Origin of the sequence: Sphaerisporangium flaviroseum, from assembly GCF_039537005.1 — a bacterium.
Lineage (GTDB): Bacteria > Actinomycetota > Actinomycetes > Streptosporangiales > Streptosporangiaceae > Sphaerisporangium > Sphaerisporangium flaviroseum.
Map to the genome: position 1 here is coordinate 1 of NZ_BAAAZR010000020.1, position 13,466 is coordinate 13,466.

A 13,466-nucleotide genomic window follows, 5' to 3' on the forward strand; every position below is an offset into this window, starting at 1 on the left:
CTGTTGAGTTCTCAAGAAACGGACGCGTACACCATCACCCAGGCCACAAGGCCCGAACTCCGGGGCTTCCATCTCGTATGCCCTCAGCCTACCAAGCTCACTTGACCGGAGCAAAACCGCGCCTTTGCAGACACTTGACATCCGACCCGCGAAACCAGCTAGCATTCAGGCCACCCCGTCTCCAGGGCAACTCCACGAACTTACCTGACACCGGGCCCAGTGTCAAAATCTGACACGACAGCCCAAGTCAGGGTAGATCTTCAGGAGTGCAGCGGCGCCTCACGCCTCCAGGAGCCGAATCAGCTCCGGAGTCTCCGTTCCGATCGAGCGGAGCGCGGTTTCCCCTGCGAGATAGAACTCTAGCACCGGCACGCCCGTGCCATGAACGAAATGGGTCAGCCGGTGGTTATTCCCGGGTCTAGGACCTCCAAACATTCGGGGTGTCGGATCTCCCTGGGCAACGCGAGAGCCCGCGACCGTAGCCGGTCACGGGCTCCTGGAGCGCCTGGCTCAGCCTGCCGGCAGGGCGGCGAGCTGTGCCTCCAGCCGGGCGATGTCGGCGTCGGCCTGAGCCGCCCTGGCACGCACCTTCACCACGACGTCGTCAGGCGCCTTGGACATGAACTGCTCGTTCGCCAGCTTGGCGGCCGACTGGGCGGCATCCTTGCGCGCCGCCGCGAGATCCTTGTCCATGCGCCTTCGCTCGGCCGCGACGTCGATGGCCCCCGCGGTGTCGATCTCGACAACGGAGGAGCCGACGGCGAACCGCGCCGTGGCGGCGAACGACTCCGCGGGGTCGTCCAACCGGAGCAGTGCCCGAATCGCCGTCTCGTGTGCGGCGAGAGCCGTGGTGCCGAGTGTGAGCCTGGCGGCGACCCGCTGTCCCGGCTTCAGCCCTTGGTCGGACCTGAAGCGGCGGACCTCCGTGATGAGCTCCTGAAGGCTTAGGATCTCCTCCTCGGCGCCCCGGTCGGCGTACTCGCCCTCGACCACCGGCCACGGGGCCACCGTGACGGAAGGACCACCCGTCAACGCCCTCCAGAGTTCCTCGGTGACGAAGGGCACCAGCGGGTGAAGCAGCCGGAGCAGCGCGTCGAAGACGTGGCCCAGCACGACCCGCGTGCGGTCGGCCACCTCGCCGCCCGACGCTATCTGGATCTTGGCCAGCTCGACGTACCAGTCACAGACCTCGTCCCACGCGAAGTGGTAGAGCTGGTCGGAGATCTTGGCGAACTCGAAGTCGTCGTACGCGGCGTCCACCGCGCCGACGACCGCCTGCAGCCGGGACAGGATCCACCGGTCCGCGACGGTCAGGTCACCTGGACCGGGCAGGGCGGCGGCCACCGTGGCCCCGTTCATCAGTGCGAACCGGGTGGCGTTCCAGATCTTGTTGCAGAAGTTGCGGGAGCCCGCGGCCCAGTCTTCGCTGATCGCGACGTCGGACCCGGGACCGGCACTGCGCAGGAGCGTGAAGCGGGTCGCGTCCGCCCCGTACCGCGAGATCCAGTCGAGCGGGTCGACGACGTTTCCGCTGGACTTCGACATCTTCTTACCGGTCTGGTCGCGCACCACGCCGTGCAGGGCCACGGTCTCGAACGGCGGCGTGCCGTCCATGGCGTAGAGCCCGAACATCATCATGCGGGCGACCCAGAAGAACAGGATGTCGTACCCCGTCACCAGGACCGTGGTGGGGTAGAAACGCTCGAGCTCGGCGGTCCGCTCCGGCCATCCGAGAGTGGAGAACGGCCACAGGCCCGAGGAGAACCAGGTGTCGAGCACGTCGGGGTCCTGCACGTAACCAGGCGGAGGCTCCTCATCGGGGCCCACGCACAGCACCTCGCCCTCCGGGCCGTACCAGACCGGGATCCGATGGCCCCACCACAGCTGGCGGGAGATGCACCAGTCGTGCATGTCGTCGACCCAGTCGAAGTAGCGCTTGGCCAGCTCCGGCGGATGGATGCGCGTGCGTCCGTCGCGCACGGCGTCGCCTGCGGCCTTCGCCAGCGGCTGGACGTTGACGAACCACTGCAGGGACAGGCGCGGCTCGACGACGGTCTTGCAGCGGGAGCAGTGGCCGACGGAGTGGAGGTACGGGCGCTTCTCGGCGACGATGCGCCCGTCGGCGCGCAGAGCCGCCACCACGGCCGGCCTGGCTTCGAAGCGGTCGAGCCCCTGGAAGGGGCCGTGGGCCGTGATGACGCCACGCTCATCCATGATCGTGAGCGATGGCAGCCCGTGGCGCCGCCCGATCTCGAAGTCGTTCGGGTCGTGCGCCGGTGTGACCTTCACCGCGCCGGTGCCGAACGCCGGGTCGACGTGGTCGTCGGCCACGACCGGGATGAGCCGCCCGGTGAGGGGCACCTCCACGGACGTGCCGATCAGGTGCGCGTAACGCTCGTCGGCGGGGTGCACGGCCACGGCCGTGTCCCCCAGCATGGTCTCGGCCCGGGTGGTGGCGACCACGATGGACGCCTCCCCCTCTCCGTACCGGATGGAGACCAGCTCACCCTCGTCTTCCGAGTGGTCGACCTCGATGTCGGAGAGCGCGGTCAGGCAGCGCGGGCACCAGTTGATGATGCGCTCGGCCCGGTAGATCAGGCCGTCGTCGAACAGGCGCTTGAAGATGGTCTGGACCGCCCGGGAAAGTCCCTCGTCCATGGTGAACCGCTGGCGGGACCAGTCGACGCCATCGCCGATCTTGGCCATCTGCCCGAGGATGCGACCGCCCGACTCTTCCTTCCACTGCCAGACCCGCTCGACGAACGCCTCGCGGCCGAGGTCGTGGCGCGAGAGCCCTTCCTTGGCCAGCTCTCGCTCGACGACGTTCTGCGTGGCGATGCCGGCGTGGTCCATGCCGGGAAGCCAGAGCGTCTCGAAGCCGCGCATGCGGGCTCGCCTGGTGAGGGCGTCCTGGATGGAGTGGTCGAGGGCGTGGCCGATGTGCAGGACCCCCGTGACGTTGGGGGGCGGCAGCACGATGGTGTACGCCTCTCGCCCGCTGCCTACATCAGGGGTGAAGTAGCCCTCCGCCACCCAGCGCTCGTAGCTCTGGGTCTCGACGTCAGCGGGTGCGTACTGGGTTGGCAGCTCAGGCGTTGTCACAGTCATCAATTGTAGGGAGGCCGACCCCTTGCCCGTGTCGTGACCGCGCTTCCGCCTTGATCCCTGATACACGCGCCCGTTAACCAAAAAGCACATTAGGCATGACTATAAGTGCAGCATTATCACGCTAAGTGACCGATGACCGTCTCGCGGCGGGCCTGAAAGCCGTGATCGCGAGCGGCCGGGCCGCTCGCGATCACATGACGTCGTGGAAGGAATGGAGGCCGATCAGGCCGACTTCTCCCTCGGAGTGCGCTGCTGCTTGGCGTTCAGCTGGTCGCGAGGCACCAGGGTCGGGTTGACGTGCTCCAGCACCGACTCCCTGGTGATGACCACGCGGGCCACATCCTGCCGGGAAGGCACTTCGTACATCACCGAGAGGAGAACCTCCTCCATGATGGCGCGCAGCCCTCGGGCTCCGGTGCCACGCAGGATGGCCTGGTCGGCGATGGCCTCGAGCGCGTCGTCGGTGAACTCAAGCTCGACGTTGTCGAGCTCGAACAGCCGGCGGTACTGCTTGACCAGGGCGTTCTTCGGCTCGGTGAGGATCTGGATGAGCGCCTCACGGTCGAGATTGTGCACGCTGGTGATGACCGGGAGGCGGCCGACGAACTCGGGGATCATGCCGAACTTCAGCAGGTCCTCGGGCATGACGTCGGCGAAGATGTCGGACGCGTCGATGTCATCCTTCGAGTGGATGATCGCGTTGAACCCGATGCCCTTCTTGCCGATGCGGGACTCGATGATCTTCTCGAGGCCCGCGAAGGCGCCACCGCAGATGAACAGCACGTTGGTGGTGTCGATCTGGATGAACTCCTGGTGGGGGTGCTTGCGTCCGCCCTGCGGCGGGACCGAGGCCGTCGTGCCTTCGAGGATCTTCAGCAGTGCCTGCTGCACGCCCTCGCCCGAGACGTCGCGGGTGATCGACGGGTTCTCGCTCTTGCGGGCTATCTTGTCGACCTCGTCGATGTAGATGATGCCGGTCTCGGCCTTCTTGACATCGTAGTCAGCGGCCTGGATCAGCTTGAGGAGGATGTTCTCGACGTCTTCGCCGACATATCCGGCCTCGGTGAGCGCCGTGGCGTCCGCGATGGCGAACGGCACGTTCAGCATCTTCGCGAGTGTCTGCGCGAGCAGGGTCTTGCCCGAGCCCGTCGGGCCGAGCAAGAGGATGTTGGACTTCGCCAGCTCCAGACCATCGTCTCGGCCGCGTTCGCCGGACTGCACCCGCTTGTAGTGGTTGTAGACCGCCACCGAGAGCGCCTTCTTCGCCTGGTCCTGACCGATGACGTAGGCGTCGAGGAACTCGTAGATCTCTCTCGGTTTGGGAAGACTGTCCCACTTGAGCTCGGAGGACTCGGAAAGCTCCTCCTCGATGATCTCGTTGCAGAGATCGATGCACTCATCGCAGATGTAGACGCCTGGTCCGGCGATGAGCTTCTTGACTTGCTTCTGGCTCTTCCCGCAGAACGAGCACTTCAGCAGGTCTCCGCCGTCGCCGATGCGTGCCACCCCAGATACTCCTTTGCGTGGGACCGCCTGCTCCGCGATCCGAATCTTGCGGACTCGGTCCGAAAAGTCATCCCGCTCAGGTTTCGACGTTACCGTCTTCCGGGCCCTCAGTGCGCCCCCTAGCGGTGAGTCGCACCGGAACGTGCCCAATTGGGCACCGTTCCGGTGCGATCAGCGCCCTCAGGAAGCCACGGCTTGGGCGCGTTTCTTCCGTGAGGGGATGATGTCGTCGATCAGGCCGTATTCCTTGGCCTCAGCGGCGTTGAGAATCTTGTCGCGCTCGATGTCGCGGCGGACCTCATCGGGTGCCTTGCCCGAGTGCCGGGCCACGATCTCCTCCAGGAGCGAACGCATCCGAAGGATCTCGCGCGCCTGGATCTCGATGTCGCTGCCCTGGCCGCCGCCCTCGGTGGAGGGCTGGTGGATCAGGACACGAGCGTTCGGCAGCGCGAAGCGCTTGCCCGCCGTGCCACCCGACAGCAGCACGGCCGCGGCGGACGCCGCCTGGCCGAGGCAGACCGTCTGGATCTCCGGGCGGACGAACTGCATCGTGTCGTAGATCGCCGTCATCGCGGTGAACGAGCCACCGGGCGAGTTGATGTAGATGCTGATGTCGCGGTCGGGATCGAGTGACTCCAACGTCAGGAGCTGGGCCATCACATCGTTCGCCGACGCGTCGTCGATCTGCACCCCGAGGAAGATGATGCGGTCCTCGAAGAGCTTGTTGTAAGGGTTCATCTCCTTGACGCCGTACGTGGTGCGTTCGACGAACGAAGGGATGATGTAGCGGCCGTTGATGTCTCCCGGCCGGATCAGATCACTCACGAATTGCCCCTTCAGGAGACGGCGCCCTCAGAGGGCACCTGCCGCGCGCTGCGCACGACATGGTCGATGAAGCCGTAGTCCTTGGCCTCCTCGGCCGTGAACCAGCGGTCCCGATCGGAGTCCTTCTCGATCTGCTCGAGCGGCTGGTTGGTGTGGTGGGCGATGCGCTCGGCCAAGGTCTTCTTGACGTACAGCATCTGCTCGGCCTGGATCGCGATGTCGGCGGCGGTGCCGCCGATGCCGCCAGAAGGCTGGTGCATCATGATGCGAGCGTGCGGCAGCGCGTAACGCTTGCCCGTCGCCCCGGCGCACAGCAGGAACTGCCCCATCGAGGCGGCGAGACCCATGGCGACCGTGCAGACATCGTTCGGCACATACTCCATCATGTCGTAAATCGCCATGCCGGCCGTCACCGAGCCGCCAGGAGAGTTGATGTAGAGCCAGATGTCCCGGTCGGCATCGTCGGCGGCCAGGAGCAGGAGCTCGGCGCAGATGCGGTTGGCGACCTCGTCGTCCACCTGGGTGCCGAGCACCACGATGCGCTCACGCAGCAGACGGTTGTATAGCTGGTCCTCTAGCCGGAACGAGCCGTTCTCACGGCCACGCGACTCCGGCCCGAAGCTGGTGGGCTGGAAAGAGGTCGGCGGGCTGGTCACAGCGTCACCTTCCGATGCGTCGTAATCAATGGGCTGTGCTTGTGACCTTAACGCGCGGCACCGACCGGTCAGACCCCGTCTCGACACTGTTCGCTGACGGCGCAGGTGCCTAGGGGTTCAATGGGGCCCCGACGCGCGGCGGCGATCCTCCAGGTCAAGCTCGTGGAGAAGGCGGCGCTGGGTCTCGGCGCCGATCTCGCCGCTGGAGTAAAGCTCGTCCAGTTTCTCACGCTGGGCGCGGATGAGCTGCTTGCGCAGCCCCCGGGTTCCGGTGTCGCCCGGGGTCTCACTCCCGTCCTCGTCGCCGAGGAGCTGGCGTACCGTGTTGAGACGAAGTTCGAGCACCTGGCGGAAGACGTCGGCCTTGTGGTCGTCGACCTTTCCATCCGCATTGAGCTGGTCGAGCCGGGCCAGGGCCGCCTCCATGGTCGCCTTCCGAGCGGTGGCCTCCTCGACGACCGACTTCTCCGACTCACCGAGGCCGAGACGGCGCAGGAGCGGCGCGAGCGTGGTGCCCTGCCCCAGCAAGGTCGTCAGGACCACCACCGCGGCGAGGAAGATGAGCAGGGGCCGGTTGGGCACGGTCAGCGGCAACGAGAGCGCGACCGCGAGCGTGATCGCGCCGCGCATTCCCGCCCACCCCATCACCAGGCGTTCGGCACGGGCGATCCGGTCGAACGACAGGTGCCTGCCCGGAAGCCACTTGGCCAGGGGGAACACCGCCATCGTCCACAGCAGCCTGAGCAGCGTGATGACGGCGACGACGACCAGGGCCGTCCAGATCAGCGAAACGACCGAGTAGTCCGACACATCGGTCATCACCTGGCGGATCTTCAGTCCGAGCAGGACGAACAGGCTGGACTCCAGGAGAAAGACCAAAATGTCCCAGAACGCGGTACCGGTGAGCCGGGATGCCGGCGGCAGCAGCCCCTGCGCGCGCGTGCCGAGGTAGAAGCCGGTGGTGATGGTGGCGAGCACTCCCGAGAGCCCGAAATGCTCCGCCGGGAGGTAGGCGATGAACGGTGTGATCAGGGAGATCACGATCTGGGCACCGCTGTCCTTGATCTGGAGGCGTAGCCGTGCCATGACCCAGCCGACCGCCAAGCCGTACAACACACCGCCCGCGACCATGCGGAGCAGTAGCACCGCCCCGTCGGCGGCCGTGACGGGCTTGGAGAGCGCGGTGAGTGCCAGACCGAACAGGGTGAGGGCCACGGCGTCGTTGACGAGGCTCTCGCCCTCCAGGATCGTCACCAGGCGGCGCGGGGCGCCGAGCCGCTGCATGATGGACGTCGCCGCCACAGGGTCCGTGGGAGAGACGGCCGCGCCGAGCGCGAGCGCCGCCGGCCAGCCGAGCCGCGGCACGGCCAGGTGCACCGCCAGCATGACGGCGAGGGCGGTCACGCAGGTCAGGCCGAAGGCCATGACCGAGATCGGCACCGCGTCCTCCTTCGCCTCGCGAGGCGCGGTCAGGAAGGCGGCGCGGTAGACCAGCAGCGGCAGGTAGACGTTCAGGACCACCTCGGGCGCCACCACGGCCTTCGACATGCCCGGCACCAGGCTGGCGGCCACTCCCAGCAGTACCAGCGGGATGGCCTGCGGAATGCCCGCCCACCGCGCGAGCCCCCGTCCGGCGAGCATGATCAACGCGATGGCCACTCCGATGACGAGGTACTCCTCGATCATCGGATTTCCTGCGTGCCGGCCTTCACAGTCGAGAGTTGCCCGGCATCCAGCAATATTCACCTCAAAGCGAGGCTAAGGAAGTCTGTATGCGCCCTACAAGCCCTGCTCAGGAGGAGAACGACGATGCCCCTGCCGTGAGGACACGGCAGGGGCATCGTCGACGTCACGGACGGCACCGTCGAGCGGCACCGTCAGCGATCGGAGGTCACTCGGCGGGCTGGGCCGCCTCGTCGGAGTCGGCCTCGGCCTCGTTGAGCTCGGTGTAGATCGCCTTGAGGTCGACCTCGTTGCCCGCGTCGTCGGTCACCTTGGCGGCGTCACCGATGACCGTCTTGGCCTTGTCACGGACGATCTCGACCATCGCCAGCGTGAGCTGGTCGTTGTCGGCGAGGTGCTGGGCGAGCGTGTTGGGGGCGACGCCCATCTGCATGGCGCGGCGCACCACGAAGTTGGTCAGCTCCTGCTCGTTGACCCCGAGGTCCTCCTGCTTGACGATCTTGTCGAGCACGAAGCCGCTCTTGAGCGCCTTGCGGGAGTTCTCGTCGAACTCGGCGAACCGCTCTTCCTCGGTGGTCTGGTAGAGCCGGAAGAACGCCTCGCGGCTCAGGCCGCTCTCGCCGATCTGGTGCTCGAGGTTGTGCTTGCGAGCGTCCAGCTCGGCCTTGAGCGCGCTGTCGGGCAGCGGGATGTCGATCTTGTCGAGCAGGGCCTCCAGGGCGTTCTCACGCGCCTGTACGACCTGGTCGACGAGCTTGTTGCGGCGGGCCTGCTCGCGGATGCTGGTACGCAGCTCCTCGAGGGTGTCGAACTCGCTGGCGAGCCCGGCGAACTCGTCGTCGAGCTCGGGAAGCACCTTCTCCTTGACGCTCTTGACGTTGATGGAGACCTCGGCCTCCTCGCCGGCGTTCTCGCCGCCGACGAGCGTCGTGGTGAAGGTCTTCTCGTCGCCCGCGGCCATGCCGACCAGCGCGTCGTCGAGACCCTCGAGGACCGATCCGGCGCCCACCTCGTAGGAGACGTCGGAGGCCTGCTGCTCCTCGATGTTCTTGCCGTCGATCGTGGCGGAGAGGTCCATCACGACGTAGTCGCCGTTGGCGGCGGGGCGATCGACGCCGGTCAGCGTCGCGAACCGCTGGCGCAGAGCGTCGATCTGCGTGTCGATGTCCTCGTCGGAGACCTCGGCCGAGGGAACGGTCACCTCGATGCCTTCGTAGGCCGGAACGTCGAAGGCCGGGCGGACGTCCACCTCAGCGGTGAACTCCACCTCCTTGCCGTCGTCGATCTTCGTGACCTCGATCTCGGGCTGGCTCACCGGGAAGACGTCGCTCTCGTCCACGGCCTGGCCGTACAGCTTGGGCAGTGCGTCGTTGAGGGTCTCTTCCAGAACCACCGCGCGGCCGAAGCGCTGCTCGATGATGCGGGCCGGAACCTTGCCGGGGCGGAAGCCGGGCACGCGCACCTGCTGCGCGACCTTCTTGTACGCCGCCTGCATGCTCGTCTCGAGCTCCTCGAACGGCACCTCGACGGTGAGCTTGACCCGGGTCGGGCTGAGCTCCTCGACAGCGGTCTTCACGGGGTGGTCTCCTTGATCAAGCTTCGGTGATCGCGGGCGCGTCATGCCGTACGGCTTCCGCGACATGCTCGCGCGCCGCGCCCACATGGGCGGCTCAGTGCACAGGCCAACGGGCACAACAATCTGGGCGTGCTCAAATGTGGCGGGTGTCCAGCGCCGCATGCCAGTCTAGAGCAGGCCGACACCTTCGGCGTCATCGACAGGCGTCAGAATCTTTCAGAAATGATCTTCTGCAGGATATCGACCGTTTCGTCCGGCGTCGTGCTCACGGCGCACAACCGTTCCATCACTTCGCTGTAACGGTCCACTTCCTCGCGTTTGTCCAGGTAGAGAGCGCTCGCCAGCTGCTCGACGTACACCACGTCGGGAAGCTCGTTGTCATGGAAGCGCAGGATGCTGAACGCGCCGCCCTCCGCACTGTGCCCGCCGAAGCTGAACGGCATCACCTGAATCGTGATGTTCGGTTGCCGCAGGAGCTCGAGCAGGTGCTCCAACTGCCCGCGCATCACCTCGGTGCCACCGATGGGCCTCCGCAGGGCGGCCTCGTCGATGACCGCCCAGAACACCGGCCCGTCGGGGCGATCGAGGACACGCTGGCGCTCCACCCGCAGGTCGACCCGGCGGGAGATCTCGGCCGCCCCGACGCCCGCGGCACCCGCGGTGATGACCGCGCGGGCGTACTCCTTGGTCTGCAGCAGGCCGGGGATGAACTGCACCTCGTAGGTGCGGATTCGTGACGCGGCCTCCTCGAGGCCCACGTACGCCTGGAACCATGAGGGCAGGAGGTCGTTGAACCGGTGCCACCAGCCTGGCTCGTTCGCTCTTTCGAGGAGGTTCATCACGGCCGACCGCGCCTCCCCCTCCCCAACGCCGTATAGAGAGAGCAGGTCCGCCACATCGCGTTCCTTGAATCCGACCCGTCCCAGTTCCATCCGGCTGATCTTGGATTCGGAACCGCGGATCAGATGACCGGCCTCCTCGCGCGAAATGCCTTTCTGCTCGCGGAGACGGCGCAACTGCGAGCCCAAGAGGATACGGAGGGCCGTGGGACCGGCTCCAGGCTGGAACGGAGTCATGCGGCCTCCTTATCTACTCGGGCCAGCCAACACAGTGTCACCACTTCCGGCCCTCGTGACAAGGTCTGATCCGCGCGCCCCTTTCACGCGTCGCGGCGGCGCGTCCCGCATGTCACGTCTGTGCGGGTTCATGCGTCTGCACGACGCACCTGCACGTGCATTTGGGTCTTGCACGGAGCGGCAATACTGACCCATGATGGCCTAGTGCATATTGGGCTAAACGTGCACTAACTCACAAATGAGACGACTGGCTGCGGAGACTCACAATGACAGCGGGAGGTATCAGCAGGATGCTGGAGCCCGTATCCGCGGCCCACTGCCTCGAAGTAACCCGTGAAGTCGGATTTGGACGACTATTACGGTCAAGCGGTGGCGAGGACTCCACTACCTGTCCCCTGCGCCCTCAGGCCGATTCGGTGAAAACGGCCCGCGACGTCACCCGCACCACCCTGCGGCAATGGGGACTTCCGGAACTGGGCGACGACGTTTCGCTCGTGGTGTCCGAACTGGTGACCAACGCCGTGCGCTACGCGAGCTACTCCGCACGGCACCTTGAAGAGCATCCCATCACGCTGATGCTCCTTCTCCTGTCGCCCCACGTCCTGCTCGCGGTGTCGGATCCCAGCGACGAGATCCCAAGGCCCAAGGAGCCGGATTTCGTGTCCGAGCACGGGCGTGGCCTGTACATCGTCGAGACCTACAGCAAGTGCTGGGGCTGGGACGCGCTCGACGACGGCGGCAAGGCCGTCTGGGCGCTCTTCCGCGGCGACCGCTGACAGCCGCACCGGCGCGACGAACGTGCCGACGACCGTGCAGCGGGCGCCGATATCGACTGCGGGAGAGACCGGAAAGGCCGCCGGCTCCGCTCGGCGGCGGAGCCGGATATCGGTGTGTCGGGGTGACCGGATTTGAACCGATGATCTCCTGCACCCAAAGCAGGCGCGCTACCAAGCTGCGCTACACCCCGTACGTCAGGCCACTCGCGTACTCAGAATCTCCGGTACTCTTACGTCCTGACGACCGGATGCAGTCTAGACCAGACGGCGACCGGCTCGCGCGGACGTAGCTCAATGGTAGAGCCCCAGTCTTCCAAACTGGCTACGCGGGTTCGATTCCCGTCGTCCGCTCTCACGACAAAGGCCCAGGTAGAGGACATGATCCTCGACCTGGGCCTTACTTCTTCAACGGCCTGCTTTTTGGTGTGGCGGACCAGCACGCATGGGATCCAGGGCAGTTGACCGGCGATGAGGGAGATCGGAAGAGTGGGGGCGTGAATACGCCGACCGGATCCCCAGAGGCCGAGGAGTTATCGTTCGGAAGCGACTCTCCCCGGTATTCGTGGTTACGCTCGTGGGTCTTCGCTCATCGCCGGCTGCTGTTCGCGAGCCTGGCGGTGCTCGTGCTGCTAGGCGGGTCAGGCGGCGGTGCCTGGTACCTTCGCGACCTGTCCCGCAGGCCGCTTTCTCCTCCCCCCGATGGCCCATGGCCCGAGCAGCGCGGTTTCGCTGTGGGACTCTGCGGCGAGCCGGATCCCGGCTGCCCGCCGGCGAGCCATATGGGTGAGTCGATCAAGGACATGTCGGGGGTTCACTACGTGCGGAGGCTCGGTCCGGCATAGTTCCGTTCTTCGTGGTTCCGTGTTGACCCGTTTTCCCTTGGGCAGAGAAGGGCCATGGCTGTGTACGCGGAAGAGTTCGACGTCATCGTCGTGGGCCTGGGACCGGGTGGGGAGGAGGTCGCCGGGCGCCTCGCGGAGGCGGGGCTGGCCGTCGCGGGGGTGGAGGCCGATCTGGTGGGCGGTGAGTGCCCCTACTGGGGTTGCGTCCCGTCGAAGATGATGATCCGCGCCGCCGATCTGCTCGCCGAGGGCAGGCGGATCCCCGGCATGGCAGGTCAGGCGGCCGTCGTCTCCGACTGGGCTCCCGTGGCACGGCGCATCCGCGAAGAGGCCACCGACCACTGGAACGACAAGGTGGCCGCGGACCGGTTCACCGACAAGGGCGGGACGCTCGTACGCGGCCGCGGCAGGCTCACCGGGCCGAGAGAGGTCACCGTCGACGGCACGCGCGTGCTGCGCGCCCGGCGCGGCGTCGTGATCTCGACCGGGACCCACGCTTCCGTGCCGCCGATCCCCGGCCTCGCGGGCACGCCGTACTGGACCAACCACGCGGCGATCGAGGCCGAGCAGGTGCCGGAGTCGCTCATCGTGCTCGGCGCGGGCGCGGTCGGGGCCGAACTGGCCCAGGTGTTCCGCCGCTTCGGCGCCGAGGTCACCGTCATAGAAGGCGCCGAGCGGATGCTCCCCCAGGAGGAGCCCGAGGCGGGCGAGCTGATCGCGAAGGTCTTCACCCGCGAGGGGATGAGCGTCCATACGGGCGCCAAGGTCACGCGGGTGGACCACCATGGAGCCGCCTTCACGGTGATGACCGAGGAGGGCAGCCACCGGGCCGAGAGGCTCCTGGTCGCCACCGGGCGCCAGACCGATCTGGCCGCCCTCGGCGTGGGCGTCATCGGCCTGGACGAGTCCGCCAAAGCGATCGATGTGGACGAGCACATGCGCGCCGCCGACGGCGTGTGGGCGCTCGGCGACGTGACCGGCAAGGGTGCCTTCACCCACATGGCCATGTACCAGGCGAGGATCGCGCTGGCCGACGTCCTTGGCGAGCAGGGGCCCGCTGCGGCCTACCACGCCGTGCCGCGGGTGACCTTCACCGATCCCGAAGTGGGCTCGGTGGGGATGACCGCGCGTCAGGCGAGCGAGAAGGGCATCGCCGTCCGCGTCGCGACCACCGAGGTCTCCTCGTCCGCCCGCGGCTGGATCCACGGCGCCGACGGACTGATCAAGCTGGTCGCGGACGAGCGCGTCCTGGTCGGGGCGACGTGCGCGGGGCCGTACGCCGGCGAGGTGCTGGGCCTGCTGACGCTCGCCGTGCACTCGCGGGTGCCGATCGAGGAGCTCAAGAGGATGATCTACGCCTACCCGACGTTCCACCGGGCGGTCGAGGACACGCTCGGGCAGCTCGGCCGGCCCTGACG

The 13,466-nt window shown here is 66.8% G+C and carries 9 protein-coding genes and 2 tRNA genes; 3 read left to right on the forward strand and 8 right to left on the reverse strand.

The features are described from left to right. Positions 1-510: 510 nt before the first annotated feature. The 7 genes from ABD810_RS25550 to ABD810_RS25580 all read right to left on the reverse strand — a co-directional run bounded on the left by ABD810_RS25550 (position 511) and on the right by ABD810_RS25580 (position 10,430). Positions 511-3,108 carry a valine--tRNA ligase gene (locus tag ABD810_RS25550; protein ID WP_344945467.1) on the reverse strand — a complete coding sequence of 866 codons (2,598 nt, stop codon included), beginning with the start codon at positions 3,106-3,108 and terminating at the stop codon, positions 511-513. 222 nt (positions 3,109-3,330) lie between these two features. After that, a complete protein-coding gene (clpX, locus tag ABD810_RS25555) occupies positions 3,331-4,614 on the reverse strand; it encodes an ATP-dependent Clp protease ATP-binding subunit ClpX (RefSeq protein WP_344945471.1) in 1,284 nt (427 codons plus the stop codon). A 180-nt stretch (positions 4,615-4,794) separates the two neighbouring features. Then, positions 4,795-5,439: an ATP-dependent Clp protease proteolytic subunit gene (locus ABD810_RS25560; protein ID WP_344945474.1), complete on the reverse strand. Its 645-nt coding sequence runs from the start codon at positions 5,437-5,439 to the stop codon at positions 4,795-4,797. An 11-nt stretch (positions 5,440-5,450) separates the two neighbouring features. Beyond that, positions 5,451-6,095, reverse strand: coding sequence for a ClpP family protease (locus ABD810_RS25565; RefSeq protein WP_344945477.1), 645 nt, complete (start codon positions 6,093-6,095; stop codon positions 5,451-5,453). A gap of 117 nt (positions 6,096-6,212) precedes the next feature. Beyond that, positions 6,213-7,781, reverse strand: a complete 1,569-nt coding sequence (locus tag ABD810_RS25570) for a Na+/H+ antiporter (protein WP_344945480.1) — start codon at positions 7,779-7,781, stop codon at positions 6,213-6,215. Positions 7,782-7,986: 205 nt separating this feature from the next. Further along, positions 7,987-9,354, reverse strand: coding sequence for a trigger factor (tig, locus tag ABD810_RS25575; protein ID WP_344945483.1), 1,368 nt, complete (start codon positions 9,352-9,354; stop codon positions 7,987-7,989). A 206-nt stretch (positions 9,355-9,560) separates the two neighbouring features. Then, complete coding sequence (locus ABD810_RS25580; protein ID WP_344945486.1) at positions 9,561-10,430, reverse strand: helix-turn-helix domain-containing protein; 870 nt, start codon at positions 10,428-10,430, stop codon at positions 9,561-9,563. Between the two features lie 395 nt (positions 10,431-10,825). Between ABD810_RS25580 and ABD810_RS25585 the strand changes: the two genes are divergently transcribed. After that, positions 10,826-11,206, forward strand: coding sequence for an ATP-binding protein (locus ABD810_RS25585; RefSeq protein ID WP_344946390.1), 381 nt, complete (start codon positions 10,826-10,828; stop codon positions 11,204-11,206). 117 nt (positions 11,207-11,323) lie between these two features. Here ABD810_RS25585 and ABD810_RS25590 read toward each other — a convergent pair. Continuing rightward, positions 11,324-11,397, reverse strand: a tRNA-Pro gene (locus ABD810_RS25590). Positions 11,398-11,486: 89 nt separating this feature from the next. Here ABD810_RS25590 and ABD810_RS25595 point away from each other — a divergent pair. Beyond that, positions 11,487-11,557, forward strand: a tRNA-Gly gene (locus tag ABD810_RS25595). 545 nt (positions 11,558-12,102) lie between these two features. Then, positions 12,103-13,464: a dihydrolipoyl dehydrogenase family protein gene (locus ABD810_RS25600; protein ID WP_344945489.1), complete on the forward strand. Its 1,362-nt coding sequence runs from the start codon at positions 12,103-12,105 to the stop codon at positions 13,462-13,464. Positions 13,465-13,466 lie beyond the last annotated feature (2 nt).

Excerpts from the sequence above, each read along its gene's own strand:
- ABD810_RS25550 (WP_344945467.1), bottom strand. The coding sequence starts at position 3,108 with ATGACTGTGACAACGCCTGAGCTGCCAACCCAGTACGCACCCGCTGAC.
- ABD810_RS25600 (WP_344945489.1), top strand. The coding sequence starts at position 12,103 with ATGGCTGTGTACGCGGAAGAGTTCGACGTCATCGTCGTGGGCCTGGGA.
- ABD810_RS25580 (WP_344945486.1), bottom strand. The coding sequence starts at position 10,430 with ATGACTCCGTTCCAGCCTGGAGCCGGTCCCACGGCCCTCCGTATCCTC.
- ABD810_RS25570 (WP_344945480.1), bottom strand. The coding sequence starts at position 7,781 with ATGATCGAGGAGTACCTCGTCATCGGAGTGGCCATCGCGTTGATCATG.